General features: G+C 46.8%; 13 protein-coding genes and 1 tRNA gene. 8 read left to right on the top strand and 6 right to left on the bottom strand.

Features of this window, described 5'->3' with window-relative positions; translation table 11 throughout:
- The first annotated feature begins 81 nt into the window (after window positions 1–81).
- A tRNA-Phe gene (locus AC4IE8_RS14030) sits at window positions 82–157 on the top strand.
- A gap of 114 nt (window positions 158–271) precedes the next feature.
- Here the strand turns inward: AC4IE8_RS14030 and moaA are convergent.
- From moaA to AC4IE8_RS14010, 4 genes are all read right to left on the bottom strand, one after another.
- Window positions 272–1,258 (bottom strand): GTP 3',8-cyclase MoaA, encoded by a 987-nt coding sequence (gene moaA, locus AC4IE8_RS14025; protein ID WP_490791283.1) that lies wholly within the window; start codon window positions 1,256–1,258, stop codon window positions 272–274.
- An 84-nt stretch (window positions 1,259–1,342) separates the two neighbouring features.
- Window positions 1,343–2,734, bottom strand: a complete 1,392-nt coding sequence (locus AC4IE8_RS14020; protein ID WP_490791282.1) for a sigma-54-dependent transcriptional regulator — start codon at window positions 2,732–2,734, stop codon at window positions 1,343–1,345.
- Window positions 2,731–4,206 (bottom strand): sensor histidine kinase, encoded by a 1,476-nt coding sequence (locus tag AC4IE8_RS14015; RefSeq protein ID WP_490791281.1) that lies wholly within the window; start codon window positions 4,204–4,206, stop codon window positions 2,731–2,733. The genes AC4IE8_RS14020 and AC4IE8_RS14015 overlap by 4 nt, the downstream gene beginning before the upstream one ends.
- Window positions 4,207–4,220: 14 nt before the next feature.
- Window positions 4,221–5,090, bottom strand: a complete 870-nt coding sequence (locus AC4IE8_RS14010; protein ID WP_083225990.1) for a substrate-binding domain-containing protein — start codon at window positions 5,088–5,090, stop codon at window positions 4,221–4,223.
- A 557-nt stretch (window positions 5,091–5,647) separates the two neighbouring features.
- On the opposite strand from AC4IE8_RS14010, the gene AC4IE8_RS14005 reads away from it, so the two are divergent.
- The 7 genes from AC4IE8_RS14005 to AC4IE8_RS13975 all read left to right on the top strand — a co-directional run bounded on the left by AC4IE8_RS14005 (window position 5,648) and on the right by AC4IE8_RS13975 (window position 14,517).
- Complete coding sequence (locus tag AC4IE8_RS14005) at window positions 5,648–7,225, top strand: NapC/NirT family cytochrome c (protein WP_490791280.1); 1,578 nt, start codon at window positions 5,648–5,650, stop codon at window positions 7,223–7,225.
- A 15-nt stretch (window positions 7,226–7,240) separates the two neighbouring features.
- Window positions 7,241–8,095, top strand: coding sequence for a 4Fe-4S dicluster domain-containing protein (locus tag AC4IE8_RS14000; protein ID WP_490791279.1), 855 nt, complete (start codon window positions 7,241–7,243; stop codon window positions 8,093–8,095).
- Between the two features lie 5 nt (window positions 8,096–8,100).
- Complete coding sequence (locus tag AC4IE8_RS13995; protein WP_490791278.1) at window positions 8,101–10,650, top strand: molybdopterin-dependent oxidoreductase; 2,550 nt, start codon at window positions 8,101–8,103, stop codon at window positions 10,648–10,650.
- 29 nt (window positions 10,651–10,679) lie between these two features.
- Window positions 10,680–11,333, top strand: coding sequence for a TorD/DmsD family molecular chaperone (locus tag AC4IE8_RS13990; protein WP_490791277.1), 654 nt, complete (start codon window positions 10,680–10,682; stop codon window positions 11,331–11,333).
- 909 nt (window positions 11,334–12,242) lie between these two features.
- On the top strand, window positions 12,243–13,142 hold the full coding sequence (locus AC4IE8_RS13985) for a helix-turn-helix domain-containing protein (protein ID WP_490791276.1): 900 nt from the start codon (window positions 12,243–12,245) through the stop codon (window positions 13,140–13,142).
- 91 nt (window positions 13,143–13,233) lie between these two features.
- A complete protein-coding gene (locus tag AC4IE8_RS13980) occupies window positions 13,234–13,524 on the top strand; it encodes a putative quinol monooxygenase (protein ID WP_068989389.1) in 291 nt (96 codons plus the stop codon).
- A gap of 360 nt (window positions 13,525–13,884) precedes the next feature.
- Window positions 13,885–14,517, top strand: coding sequence for a rhodanese-like domain-containing protein (locus AC4IE8_RS13975; RefSeq protein WP_490791349.1), 633 nt, complete (start codon window positions 13,885–13,887; stop codon window positions 14,515–14,517).
- A 44-nt stretch (window positions 14,518–14,561) separates the two neighbouring features.
- Here AC4IE8_RS13975 and AC4IE8_RS13970 read toward each other — a convergent pair whose 3' ends face one another.
- Together AC4IE8_RS13970 and AC4IE8_RS13965 are read right to left on the bottom strand one after the other, a co-directional pair.
- The gene (locus AC4IE8_RS13970) at window positions 14,562–15,317 is read right to left on the bottom strand and encodes a hypothetical protein (protein WP_068989393.1); all 756 of its coding nucleotides are present in this window, start codon (window positions 15,315–15,317) and stop codon (window positions 14,562–14,564) included.
- 21 nt (window positions 15,318–15,338) lie between these two features.
- A complete protein-coding gene (locus AC4IE8_RS13965) occupies window positions 15,339–15,491 on the bottom strand; it encodes a hypothetical protein (protein ID WP_490791275.1) in 153 nt (50 codons plus the stop codon).
- Window positions 15,492–15,575: the final 84 nt, after the last annotated feature.

Genomic DNA, 15,575 nt, shown 5'->3' with positions numbered 1-15,575 from the left:
TAAAGCGAAACCGGGGAGCGGGAATGGCAATCCAACTTGACTCGGCCCTTTAACATCGGTTTAATACGGCCCTCTCACCGAGGCCAGGTAGCTCAGTCGGTAGAGCAGGGGACTGAAAATCCCCGTGTCGGCAGTTCGATTCTGTCCCTGGCCACCACTTAACTCTGCACTCTTTTAAATTCGCGGTCTCTGACCGGTTTCAGCCCTTCTTTCTCAATAGCTGTACTGATGTAGCATTCGAAATCTAGTCCTTGGTTTGAGCGGGGCTGGTTTATCCTCCTGACTTCGCCATGAAACGGATCAACTTCTCAGGCCGTTCACTGAACTCATGACGCTCGGGTTTGAGGGCAATGGCACGGCGCAGGTGGTCGGTCAATCCGGTGTCGTCTATCCCATCCCGGAGTAGCTGACGCAATGGGTACGCATGCTCATGGCCCAGACATAAATAGAGATCACCGTCCACTGTCAGCCTCACCCGGTTGCAGGTCTCACAAAAGTGTTGTGATATGGGGGTGATGAAGCCGATGCGGGTATCGGTGCCTGCAAGCCGGTAGTAGCGAGCAGGACCACCACCGGGCAGTATGTCAGGTATCAAATCGATGCGCCGCTCCAGGCGTTGCCTGACGGTTTGTAGATCGATGTACTTATTCACGGCGTTGCGACCGGTATCGCCCATGGGCATGGTCTCAATGAGACGTAGTGTGAAACCTCGCTCAATGCAGTAGTCCAGAATGGCGTCGATTTCATCATCATTGACTCCTCGCATCACAACCGTGTTCACACGGATCGGCTCAAATCCTGCTGATTGGCACGCCTCTATGCCCGTCAGCACTTTGTTGAGAGAACCACCGGTAATCTTCTCGAACACTTTTGGGCGGAGGCTGTCCAGACTTACGTTGAGGCGGCTTACCCCGGCCCTGTAGAGGGGGGCTGCGAGCTTGTCCATGCGAGTGCAGTTGCTGGACAAGGCCAGGTCCGATATGCCTGGAAGATGGGCTAGACGGTCGACAAGTTCCGTTAGATCTCGACGCATCAGAGGTTCGCCACCCGTGAGGCGTATCCTGTGCACACCCATGAAGGCAAACGCCCTGGTAACACGCTCGATCTCTTCGAAACTGAGCCAATTGGCCGGCTCCTCGAAGCCTTTAAAGCGCTTGGGCAGGCAATAACTGCAGCGCAGATCGCACCGGTCGATTACTGAGATTCTCAGATATTCAATGCGGCGTCCAAACATGTCTGTCAAGGTGTTGGATGGCATGGATTATCCTCCAGCAAATAATAAAAAGTAGGTATGATTCAGACCGCCTGTATTTGTTCTGGATCAGCCAGAAGTTACAAAAAACTACTTCTCAATCTCGTATCGTTTCATCTTCTCCCATAGATTCTTTCGCGAGATGCCCAGAGTATCTGCAGCCAGATTAATTTTTCTGTTGTTTTCGGCCAATGCCTTATTGATCGCCTTTCGCTCCGCTTCCTCGATAGATTGTCTCAATGTCGTAGTAGTGATCTCCCGGCTGTCAATCTCCTGGGTCTGTAGGTCAATGGCGCCGATCCAGGGAGCATCACACAAGGCGACGGCTCTCTCTATCACGTTTTTAAGTTCACGTACGTTACCTGGAAAAGTCATGGCTTGGAGCAGTAACTCAGCCTCTTTAGACAACCCTTTAATTGAGCTTCCAGACTTTTTCGTCAGATCACTGACAAATAATCTTGCCAGATAGATGATGTCTTCCCGGCGTTCCCGCAAAGGGGGGATATCTACATGTATTACATTGAGTCGCCAATAGAGATCAGACCTGAACTCTGAGGTTTCAATGGACTTTTTCAGATTGACCTGGGTAGCGGCAATGACTCTGACGTCCAGTGTGATGGGCTCTACACCACCGACACGCTCAATTTCTCGCTCCTGCAGGACGCGCAGTAGTTTGACCTGTATGTCGGGAGAGACTTCGGCAATCTCGTCAAGGAAGATGGTGCCCCCTTGCGCTTGTTCAAACCGGCCGATGCGTTGATGCATCGCACCGGTGAATGCCCCTTTCTCATGGCCAAACAGTTCGCTTTCGATCAGGCTGGGGGAGAGGGCGGCGCAGTTGACCCGGATCATAGGCGCCTTGGCGCGAAGGCTGTTGTTGTGGATTAGACTGGCAACAACTTCTTTACCGACACCTGACTCACCGGTGAGCAAGACTGAGCTGTCGCTCCCGCCAAGGCGTGCGACCAGTCGCTCGATTCTGCGCATTGCTGAACTCTTTCCAAGGCGTCCACTGCCGGGTTTGAATTGTTTTTCTTCAGCGTCAGAATTGACCAGCGTTAAGCGGGTATCAGCGATGCGGGAGAGATGACGCTCCACCTTCTGAATGAAGTTGCTGATATCAAATGGCTTGGTCAAATAATCGAGTGCTCCGGCTTTAACCAGAGTAACAGCATCGGCTATCTCTCCATAGGCTGTTATAAGGATAACCGGAACACCGGGAAAGTGGCATGAAATATCCTTAAACAGTTCGATACCAGTGCCATCCGGTAAACGGATGTCTGTCACAACAAGATCAATGTCACCTTTTTCAAGTTCTCTTCTTGCACTGGCCATATCGCTTACAGCACGGGCAGGGATCTCTTCCAGGTGCAGTCTGTCTTCAAGGGATAGACGCATGATATCATCATCCTCAACAAGGAGTACGCAATAAGCCTTGAGATCATTATTAATCGGAGTCTTGTCGAGACTATTCACTATCATGCTGCCTTCTTGGTGATAACCGGTATTGCCACATGAAATATTGTACCCTGACCTTCTTCACTCTTGATCTCAATGACGCCTTCCATACTCTGGACAAGGCGGTAAATTATCCAGAGCCCCAATCCTGTACCGTCAGGTTTAGTGGTAAAAAAGGGATCAAACAGTTTGTTTCTTATATTGGATGGGATACCCGGTCCGTTGTCGCTGACTTCAATGATTAGGAATGGTCCGCTCTGATGAAGACTGCAAATAACTGTCCCGCCATCTGCAACAATCTCTACGGCGTTCTTTAGCAGGTTACATACAATCTGTTCTGTCTTACTGGGAATATGGAGATTTTGATCTGTATTGTTTACCCAGATAATGTCGATATCTTTGTCACCACTCTCTGCGGTAATAAGATCATGTAGTTTGTCGATGCGTTGAATGCTAATGGATTCTTCGCCACCTTCGATCTTGAGTCCCACAAGCAGATTGTGGACGATCTCTTTGATTCTGTGTAGACCCTGATCAATGACGGGTAAGTAACGATCGATGAGATCCTTATCGTTAGGGTGTTTGCGTAAGGTATCGATACAATTAAGTAAGCCGGCAAGCGGATTGTTGACTTCATGGGCGACGCCGGCAGTGATACGACCGAGTGCAACAAGTTTTTCATTCATTGCAATCTCTTCCTCAAGCATCTTCTTCTCAGCTAATTCCGCCATGATTTGATTGAAGGTGACGCTGAGACGGCCGATTTCATCCCTCTCTTTTACCGGGATCGGTGAGAAATCAGTCATTTCTCCTCGGCCGACTGCTTCCAGCCCTTGTGTGACTGCGGTGAGAGGTTTGACCATGCGTCTGGAAACAATGGTGCCGAGAGCGCTGCCGATGATAACAAAGCAGAATATCAGGGCAAGAATGAGAATTGCTGTACTTGTTGCTTTCTCGTATAGCTGTGCGATAGACAAACGTACTCTGACAACACCCAGGTATTTTTGATCTGAGAATAATGGAACAACGCCTTCCTGGAAACCTGTCTTTGAGAAACTGTCACTGCTTATTACTATGGGTGCCCTGGTGCTCATGGCCTGCTCGTAGAGCTCCTGCTCCAGTCTGTTGCTTGGTGAAAAAGGCAGACCCATTGGGTTGTCTGCAGGGTGAAGGTGTGCCTGAATTCTGCCTTCTGCATCAAGTACCATCGCCGTTATGACACCATGATTACCTTTTGATTTCGGTCTTCTGGAAGCCATGTTTTTCAGGCTTTGATAAAGCTGCCAATAGTCTTTGCGTAGCATGGCTTTGGGGGTGGTGGCGGCAATTGATTCCGACAGCAACAGGGCCTTTTCACCAAGTACGTCATGAAAGCGTTTCCAATCCTGGACAATCATGACACCGCCAATCATAAAACCAACAGCAGCCACAACGGTTGTAATGGTGAGCGATAGTTTTATTGCCAATGGCCAGGTTTTAGGTTGAGTTAGCTGCATTTTGAATTAAAGAATTAGTCAGTTGCAATCATATTGGACAGTAGGTTATTTCTTTTGGTTGTGTTTGCCAAAGCACGTATCCCATTGAACAGGGAGTCCGAATAATGAGCAAAACCATCCAGTTTAAGTCGAGCGAGGAGTCTCTTGCCGCTTGGGTCCTGGTCCATATTCTCTAGTGTTTGCTTCATTAATTTAACCGTTGTGTGATCCACTCCTAATCGGGAAACGATTGGTGGGAAACCAAAACCTGGAGATTTCTTGATGATGCGAGTCTGTTCTGTGATGTCCGGCCTGAAAATGGCAAGGTATTCCCAGATGTAGGAATCTACCGCGCCGCCATCCGCAACCTGTTCGGAGACCGCCTGCACAGTCTCGGCGTGATTGAAGGTGAAAAAAGTATGACGGAAAAAAGTTTCGGCATCCTCATCTTGTTCAGCTATCAGGCTCAGGGGATAGAGAAAACCGGAATTCGAGTCAGGGTCGGAGAAAGCGAAAATCTTGTCTTGTAGATCGGTAAAGCTATTATAGGGACTGGTATGGTGGACGATGATGTAAGAGTGATAACGAGGTGCTCCACGATAGACTGGTACCGTTAAAAGCTCTAGGGATTCTGGCGTTCTTTTTTGAACGTATGGATAGCCACAGATCCAGGCAAATTCAATGCCTCCAGCGGTCACGAGATCCATCACCTCTCGATATGACTTTCTGAGCACGAATTCTATCTGGCGACCCATTTTTTGTTCAAGGTATTGACTCCACTGATCGAGGAATCTGAGATTTTCTGTGAGTACTACGGCCGTTAAGCCGAATCGGATAGGCTGTTCAGCTTTAGCTGCATAAGTGGGGGGGAGCCACAACAGTAAACAAAGATAGATCAAACGCACATGGACTCCTTATTCTTGCATCACTAGTAAGCGTAACCCCTGGTTTTTTAACTGTACCTGTTTGCGATATGAAAAGTAACTCGCACACAGTATAGAAAGCCGTTCTGGAAACCTAAAGTTGAGCTCTTACGAACAATATCATCGAAGTACAAGATAATTTATTTATTATTATATTTATGGATGCTGCTTTATGATTCTCGAGACAGATCAATTGGGTTATCTATGAAGATAGTATTAGCTGCTTTTTAGTAAAGAGTGAAGTGGGTTTTCAAATTGTCCTTTTTATATCATCTGGATTGTTACCTTTCGGTAACTTAGTGTCTCCTGTCGATGATTATAACTATCTGAAATAATAAGAAAAATAAGAATAGTTACTGAATCTCTGGAAACGTTACCGTCGGGTAACAAAAGCCTTGATCATCTGTGTTGTGAAAGCATTTATTTGTGATATTTCAACTAGATGAGAATTTGGCAAGCCTCTTGCTGGATCCCTTTCCAATAATTGATAGATCAACAAATCGTTTTTTATAGCATTGGTATGGGAGGAGTGGATGACCATGAGTAGTGATAGTGGCTTTGGGTTTCATGTGACCTGGAGACTGTTATTGGTTCTATTCATTGGTGTTACTGCCGCGCTCTTAATCACTTATCAGGGGGTTGAGTATTATACCTCCCAGTCCTCGTTTTGTGGTGGTAGCTGCCACACCATGGCAGAGCAGTATGAAGCCTGGAAGAGTGATTCTCATCATAAAGAAAATAATCCAGATGGGATGCAAGCGGATTGTATCGATTGTCACTTTCTGCCGGGTGAGCATAAGTCATTGAAGGCAAAATATGAGGGCTTACGTCATCTTGCAGCTTACCTTTACGATCCTGATGCTCCACTGCCGATTCGTCCTGTTATAAAGGATGGAGCCTGTCTTCAGTCAGGTTGCCATAATCAGCATCAGTTGGCACAGAAGGAGATAGCGCTTACTGAAAATGTCCGCTTCAAACACGAGATACATTTTAGTGACAAGGCGCTTGATGGATACAAGATAACTTGTGATACCTGTCATTTCAAAACAACAGAAAAAAAACATTTCGAGGTACCGCATGAGATCTGTTTTCTCTGTCACTTGAAACTACAGAAGCCCACGCTGGAAATAGCCAAAATGGGTGAATGTTGTGAAGATGGCAGTTTTGAAAAGATCAGTTTTGCAGGCAAGCCTTCTGTCAACTTCAATGAGGGAAAATCTCGATGTGATATCTGTCATACGATCCCGGTAACCTCATTACAGAGCCAGTTGCAGGTCGATGATGACACAACGACGAAGAACCCGATTACCCATCAGACCATTCAAGAAGCGGATGTTGCCTGTGAGAGTTGCCATTTTGAGGTGGTAAAGGGTCATGGCGAAATCGAAATAGGAAATGTGGTCTCGAATGGATGTCTGACCTGTCACAACCGGAGTCAGACCCTGCTGGCATCTTCGGGGGATCAGGCTCTGATGCATGACAAACACATACCTGACAAGGCTGACTGTTTTGACTGTCATAGCGTTGTTGAACACAGGAACAGAACAGATCATCTCGATTTTGTGCGGGAGGATTGTCAGCTGTGTCATGTCAATCAGCATAAATACCAGAAGCTGCTCCTCTCTGGTGAGCCTGTAGATAGTGATATTTCCGGTGCGCCACACCTGATGTACGAAGTCAATGTAAATTGTATGGCCTGCCATCTTAAAAAGGCAATAAGCCGGGGTCACGATGTAAGAACTGCTGCCGGAGATACCTGTGCTGCCTGTCATACAGAGCAACACTACAAAATGCTCGATGATTGGAAAAAACAATTGGAGAGTGAAGTCGTAAGCGCTGAAGAGGTTGAAAGTGAGGCGCTGCAACTTCTTTCCGCATCAAGAGACAGTCTAAGCAAGCAACAATTGAATCAAGCTCAAGAGATGATCGCTAAAGGGAGTGAGCTGCTCAATATTGTACGGGTCGGAAATGGCGTGCATAACAAGAAATATGCAATCACCATTCTCGATGGTGCATTTGGAAATTTTGAAGAGACTATTGAGCTAATTGAAGGTGCAGAGGTGATTGACCAGGGAGTGTCTCAAGCGCCATATACAAGTTCGGAGGTGATGAGATGAACAGGAGAGAACAAGATGAGTGATAAAAAAGCACCCGATGTCAGTCGTCGGAAGTTCCTAACGGATGCTGGAGTGGCAGCAGTAGGTGCTGCAGCAGCAGCGACACCTGGAGTGAGTCTTCAGGCTGCTGAATCCAAAAAGGCGCCGCGCTGGGCAATGGTGATGGACCTTAGGCGGTGTATAGGATGCAGGGCGTGTACAGTAGCCTGTAAATCGGAAAACAGGGTCTCCCTTGGTCGATTCAGAGCTGTAATTCAAGAAAAAACCACGGGAACTTTTCCAAATACGAAGAAGGCATTTTTGCCTCTGATGTGTAATCATTGCGAAGGAAATAAGAAAGACGGTGTTCCCCCCTGTGTTAAAGCGTGTCCTGAGTATCCTGGCGCGCGTGCCAAGTTCAAGATAGCTGATGGTAAGACCATACGTTACCGTAGTGGTGCAACTTACAAGCGACCGGATGGCTTGATCCTGATAGATAAGGAAAAGTGCATCGGTTGCGGAAAATGTATTGATGCCTGCCCTTATGGCGTTCGGTCATTTGATCCATTTGTAAAGGCCGGTGGTGATCCAAGCAAGCAGGCAGCAGACAAATGCGACATGTGCGCCCATCGTGTCGATAATGGTGTTGAACCGTCCTGTGTCAATACCTGTCAAGGACGAGCTCGAATATTTGGTGATCTTAATGATCCGGACAGTCAGGTGTCCAAGCTTGTCAAAGAGCATAATCTGGCTACACCCGAAAATGTACTGCTTCATGAGAAAGATACCAATCCTCATGTGTTTTATATCGATCCCGATAACTTGTTGAAAACACTCTATACACAACGAAAGAAGGGCAAACTGGACCATTTTGTGGATCAGATCGTGTAATCCCTGTGAGCTTGTATTGGAGAGGAATTGATATGAAAAAGTTAAATCGTCGTAATTTTATGAAACTGGCTGCAGGCAGTAGCTGTGCGATGGCTGCAGGGTTGGGCCTTAATCAAAAAGCACTGGCCGGATCAATCAAGCTGCAGGAAGGGGGGCGTGATTTTTCTCCCACTACAAAGAAGGAGCTTCAGGCAATCCCCACAGCTTGCTGGCAGTGCGTCACCCGAGATGCCATGATCGGTTATGTGGAAGATGGTCGTGTGGTGAAGTTGGAGGGCCATCCTGACTCTATACGAACCTTGGGTAAACTCTGCGCCAAGGGTCAGGCTGGCATTAATCATGTTTACTTTCCAGACCGTATTCTCTATCCGATGCTGCGTGCCGGAAAGCGTGGTGAACATAAATGGAAACGGATTTCGTGGGACGAGGCTCTGGACTTGATGGCATCGAAGCTGAAACCGCTGCTTTATGCAGGTACACCAGAGTTATTTATGTATCAATACGGGCGTCATAAGGGCAGTCAGTCTTCGATCATGCATGATTTCATGGATGCCTTCGGATCACAAACTATCGGCACTCACACATCAGTATGTGAAGGACCTAAATGGGTTGGGCAGGAGAGTCTGTGGGGCGGCATGTATGATAATTGGGACTACGATCATACCGATTTTGTGGTTAATTTCGGTTCCAACCAGTTCGAAACCCATACCAACCACATCCCAACGTCGCAGCGCCTGATCCGGGCAATGGTTGAGCGAAATGTACCGCTATATACCTTCGATGTGCGTCTTTCAAATACTGCTGCCAAGTCCACTGAATGGATCCCCATCAATGTCGGCATGGACGGTTTGGTGATGTTGTCGATGGTCAATGTCATCATGAACGAAGGCATTTTTAGAAAGGATCACCTGAAATACATGCGCGTATCACCGGATTATCATGCGACTGAAAGTGAAAAAATAGCTGCGATCAAAGAGCATGTGGCCAAGTTTACCCCGGAATATGCTGCAAAAGAGAGTGGAGTGCCGGCTGAAAAAATCAGGCAGATTGCTCGTGGATATGCAAAAGCGAAATCGGCCTGCCTTATCGGCTATCGTGGTACGGTGATGCATTATCACGGAGCAGACCAGGAGCGTGCTGCGATGTTGCTGTCGGCGATAACCAATAACCTTGACAGAAAAGGCGGTCGGATCATGGGTGTAGGTGCTGGCTGGAAACATCCTCATTCACCTAAAGCCAAAATTCAAAAAGGGCTTGATATCGTTAACGGTTTTCCCGGTGAGGCTGCTTTCCCGACCCATCAATGCAGCCAGCAGAATCTACCGATGATCAAAGATGGTCAAAATGGAAGGCCGAAAGTCTACTGGTCAAGTTGCAATAATCAAGCCTTCATTAACGGCAATAACATAGAAGCGGAAGCGGTTCTGAAAGATGAGAGCTTGATTCCCTTTTACGTGAATACAAACATTGTCTATGATGAATCGTCTCAATACGCCGACCTCATACTGCCGGATGTCACCTATTTGGAGCGATGGGATTATGAAGATATGGTGTCACCAACCGGGGTTGCAGAATACTACATACGCCAACCTCTCATAAAACCACTTGGTGAGGCGCGGGATCAGGGCGAGGTATTTTCCGGTTTGGCGAAACGGTTGGGCATTAAACTTGCGTACACAACCAAGGAAGAATATGTCCGCCAATCTTGCGAGATGACACCCGGTGTCAAGGAGGCCGGCGGTTTTGAATACATGAAGAAGCATGGGGTCTGGCACGACAAGGATGCCAAGCCAAATCATGGTTTTTATGAAGCCAAAGTGGATGTGTCCGGTGACGGGATTATTCTCGATGAAAAGACCGGCGTCTATTGGAACTATAAGAAGGCAGGGGTCACTGAGGCTGAAGCCAGAAGCAAAGGCTTTCTGGGGGTGGAGGGTGCCAAGAATGCCTATGTTGCCCAGGACATTGAAGGTACGCCGCGTAAGGCCTATCCTCCAAACACATCGTTCGTGAAATCCGGGCTGCTTGACTTCTATTCCGACAATTTCGCGTCAAAGGGATTTCCCGCATTCCCTACCTACACGCCTGTGCCTGAGCATCAGAAGATGGGCAAGGATGACTTGCATCTTACTACCTATAAGGTCGCCGTACATACCCATTCACGTACGGCTCATTGCAAGTGGCTTTCTGAGATAAAGCATGATAATCCGGCTTGGATTAATAGTAAAACCGCTGCAGAGCGGGGCATAAAAGAGGGAGATCGTATCAAGGTGGCCAGTGACCTGGGTGAGATAACCACCACTGCCCACGTTACCGAGGGCATTATTCCCGGCATCATTGCAATTTCACACCACTTTGGGCGTCAACAGTCCGGTATATACGGCTCGGGGAAAAGTTCACCCACTCCGGGCGGTGCTGCGGCTGACCCGGATGCTAACAACAAGTGGTGGGACAAACACGGCATTCATCCCAACTCGATCATTCCTAACAGTTCGGATCCGATCAGTGGTGGGCAACGCTGGATGGATACGGTTGTCAGGGTTGTGAAAGCGTAATTTTGTGTGTATCTAACCGGAGGGTTGAGATGGAAACTGACTGGAAAGCGTTGGCTGATAGTGCAAAATCAAGAAGCGATATCTATGGGCTGTTGAGCGCAGTTTTCCGGGAGGAGCCCACCGAGACCCTGATTAAACAGATGAAAGGTCCCCAATTACTGGGGGCCTTCACCAGCCTGGGTGTCAAATTAGGTGAGCGATTTTATACCGACCCTGAATCTGAGGTGGTGGAACAGTTGGCTATCGAATATAGCCGCTTATTTATAGGGCCTGGTCCGCATATATCGCCACATGAATCAATTTTTATCGACGCAGAGCATGGAGAAGCTGGCCTGTGGGGAGTGCAGACCGTTGAAGTAAAAAAATTTATCGAAACAACTGGTCTCGATTATGATTCAGGGTTCTGCGGGGTTCCCGATCACGTTAGTGTTGAGCTTGAGTTCATGCAGAAGCTGAGTGAGTGGGAGGCAGATAAATGGTTACAAGAAGATCGCAAGAGTGCAGAATACTGTCTGACTGTACAGCGTATGTTTCTGGAAAAACACCTGTTATGTTGGCTGGCCCGATTCTGTGATGAAGTAATGGATCAGGCGCAACTGCCTTTTTACCGAGCTATAGCGGATTTAACCAAGACTTATATGGAATACGAAAGGGAGAGTATTGCACCCCCAGTATCTGCTTGAATTATAGTAAAAAATAGATCTCCATGATAAGCGTGTGTCTGGACGTATTAAAATATTATGGCTGTGCTGTGTACTTGCGGTATCAGAGACCCTGTGCGGAAGTTCGAATCTGTCCTTGGCCACCATACATTTCCATACCATTCGAATCAGTTCTTACCGGAAGCTATTCTGGATTAGTGCCAATAGAGCAATCACAATCTCCCTTCCTGGCTTCGGATTTTATCGTTTGCTGTGAGAAAACTGTTAGACCTTAAGGGCCGGTGATCTCAAAAGTCAGCATGCTGGAGGGGTAGTGCCTCATAATTATCTGGTCTGTCCCATACAGAAGGGGTTGGATCAGCGATTCGCGTCAGAAAGACGGAGTGACAGAATGATCATTTTGTTGTGGTTGATTCGGCCAGGAAGTGTGCTTGGGTATTTTACACGAACCTGATTCTTCGTATGATAAATATCGCAGTGAGTTTTGATGTCTCTCACCTGAGGCAGGCCGAAGGGTTTTTATACTAATGCTTTTGGCTGTATGAAAATCCGAACACAAGGGCCCGATATGTCGGTTGTTTTAGCGGGGAATTATGATCTCTATCTTCAGCAGAAGGAGTATGACTCAAAGCCGCTTCTTACGGGTGAGACTATTTGTGATCTTAAGCGCCATTGGACTCCCGTTCATTTGGACTTTCTTACGCAAGATGTCTATGAGGTAGTAAACTGAGTAGTTCAATATAGTGGTTCACATGAAGGTGGCGATAGTGGGGTATGGCGGACAATCTCCTACTGTTCAGATCCGTCCGAAAATGGCTTTTGTGCTAACTGGTGCGTAAGATGGTTGAGATGAGTTGGTAAAGGATTTTTTTTATCAGATTTTTGATCGAGTGTTATCAGGGTTGGTTGAGTAACCGTATGTGAGGATGTATGAACCGGCAAATGGCTTTGGCTCACTACTGTGAAGATAATGTTCTTGAGTTACCTGAAGATCTGTTTGGATTGAGGGATATCAATCCGGTTCTTTTCAATAATGAATCCTCTATCTTTTATAAAGATCTGGAGTCGGGTCTTGCTAACATTGAATTTCACACCCGAGTGCCCTGTATTGTCTATATCCAAGCTGGGCATGAGGTCATTACAACCTCAGAGAACCAATCGATAGAAGTTGGTCCGGGGGAGGTAATCTATCTGCCAAAGGGTCTCAATTTACATTCAGATTATTTTCACGCTGGGGATGGATTGAATGCATTTCTGTTGTTCGTCGGCTCTGATGTAATGGCCAAGTTTCTTTCTGCCGGACAGACGCCTTCAGCTGCAATGGTGAATGAAGATGCCATAGTCAAACTTCAGGCCAGCCGGGCTGTGCAGAATTATTTTTCTGCTTTTTATACGATTTATGACAGCTTGGATAATCCATCTCATCTGCTTGAGATAAAGCTTCTAGAAATATTACATTTGCTTGATATACACGACAGTGGACGGTTGCGAGCCAGTTTGTTGGCTGTTCAAAAAGGCGGCGTAAAAAGAAATATCAAACGGTTGATGGATCAATATGCAATCTCCAATCTAAGCGCAAAACAGCTTGCTGTATTGTCTGGTCGTAGTCTGTCAACTTTTAACAGGGAGTTCAAAATACTCTATGGAACCACGCCAAAACAGTGGTTGATAGAGCGGCGTATTGAACAAGCTCATGAGCTGTTATCCACCGAGCAGTGGTCAGTGACAGATACTGCTCTGCAAGTGGGTTACAGTAACGTTTCTCACTTTATAGCTGCTTTCAAGAAAAGGTATGGAAAGACCCCCTATGAAATAAAACAACAATCCTGACCAGAAAACCGTATTTTTGATGATTTATTGGTAGTTTGAGTTTGATTTGGTATTTAATCTATCTCCACAATTAATTGACTGGAGAGCTAAAATGAAAAAAAGAGTAATCATTAAATCTAAGGTGAAAGAGGGTGTTGTTGATAGGCTGATGCCATTTCTGGAGCATAACCTGTCTAATGTCAGAGGTTTCTCGGGTTGTCTGAAGGTTGGTGTGCTGTTTGATAGTGAGTCGGGAAGCATGATCTTTGATGAGGAGTGGTTGTCATTAGAGCGGCACCGGAGCTATCTGGATAGCATTGCGAACAACGGTGTTATGGATGAGTTGATCTCTTATCTTGAATCTCCTCCGGAGGTTAACTACTACGATCTTTTGGACCTATGACCAGTATGGCAGCTCAAGTGCAGTAATATCTGCAAAATCAATACCCGATAGATGATTTTAAATTGACCTCGCAGCCCTGATGGCGCTGTAGAGTTACTCTTTTGAAAATAATAGAGCAAAATCCATTCAGATTGAGTGTTCAATGATGGTTGAAAATAAACTTTCGAGTATTATCTCTACTAGGGCCTGTTAACACTAATTATTTGTGTGTGACATTGAGTGTGTTGATATAGCCCTATTGTTGTTAACTGATTCTAGCTCGTAATTCTGAACAAAGCGCTTAAATAATTCGAGTTTTAATCTGCTATCGCCACCCATACTATGTCACCAGGATCAATATTCAGTTAGCGGTGGTATTTGATGGACATAAAAAGAGTATCGACAATTTCTCCGGCTGGTCTGTTAGCCAAATTGAATCAGGGTATGAACTTAGAGTTGCTTGATGTTCGAACGGCTGCTGAATACAGAGGTGGTCATATTCCCGGATCAAAACTGTTATCTCTTGATGAGATCAGCGATGAATCCCTTGCTCAGCAGCTTGGCCAGTCGATAGAAAGTGGTCTGGCCCCAACTTACCTTACCTGTAAAAGTGGTATTATTATTTTTGCCGCCCCTGATGATGCCCAAAGATTACGCAATGAGTTTCCAGTGAGTTTGCATGGGCAGAACATTCTAACGCCGAGCAGTGGCAGCAGCCTGAGACGAAATCTTGAAATCCGGTTCCAGCGCCAGCAGACCGAACCGTTGGTGGTCGCGGGATTTGAGGACCGAGCGTTGATGAAGACCTTTGGTGAACGTGGTACAGGGGTATTTACCTCACCAACTGCTGTGGAGCGGGATGTGATCGACAAGTATCGTGTCGAGGTTGTGGGACGCTCCGACGAAATAACCGAAAGTTTCTTTGTGGTATCCCCTGAACGGCATATCAAACACCCAGCGGTCAATACCATTACTCAGGCGGCAAAAATAACCTATTCAAATAGGGTTGCTTGAAACAGGATAACAGGCTGACTCCTGTAGCAGATGTGATATTCGATTCAGGCGCAGTTCTCGATGATTTTATAGTATTCGATATTCAGGCTGGTAATGTCCTTGTATTTGAAAACCAGGCGGTCGCCGGATATCTCGTAGAAACGAAGTGCCTCACCGGGCTGCTCGGCTTGCTCCTCAATCGGTGTCTCATCTGCAATCAGTTGGCGTCTGACCACGGAGGATAAAATGATACGGTCGAGATTTCCTGAGTCTGTGAGGTAGAAATCCTCCAGGATTCCATAGTAGAGATAGGTTGCTTCGACCTGTTTTACAGTGACCGCAAGCTTCACGAAATCCGCCTCGTCCCCTTCATCGTTGAAGCCTTTCAAGAGATAGAACCAGGGGGTATCAAAGCGAAAAAAATCGCTCAGTAGAGGGTGCCGATCGAGTTTCAGTTTGATTACCAGTTTTTGTGCAATCAGGCCAAACAGATAGGAGCCAATATAGATCGACATCAAATAGGTGATGAAGCCGGGCATGTGCACGGCGGAGCGGTCAATGGCTAGCTCAAGCAGGTCACCTCTTGCGGCGGTAAACAGGGTCAGAAACACCTGATAATCGATTGATATCGGTGTGATCAGGTTGGTCAGTTTCAGCCAGAGTGCGTGAAGGAAGATGGCCAGGATCAGACTTTTGACGGTTTCAGAGGTAAACGGCCGGTTATCCAGCTGGGTTCTTTCCGATCTCGTGAAGGCGCCACGGAAGATGAAGCCGGGTAGGATCAGCAGAAACGTGAGTAGTGCGGGAAATGCTACGTTCACAGTATCAAACTGCGAATCAGCTTATCGGGTCTTTTTGTTGTTTCGCACGGGTACGATGCGCAGTTTTACAGCGCCATTTTTGAGCGTATCGGATTTACCCGCAATCCACTCCTGAAAGGCATCCGGGTTGGTTTTTTTCAGCTTACGGTAGTTGTCTGATTGCAATGCTTTCATAAAACGGCTTTCCTGATTTCAGCCAGAGGTCGTCCTGTGGCTAGTATAGCGTTTAATCCTGGTGAACAGTAACTCGGGCTCAGG

This window comes from Candidatus Thiodiazotropha sp. AKAK2 (genome assembly GCF_058244685.1).
This window is presented reverse-complemented; position numbering and strand designations above follow the sequence as displayed.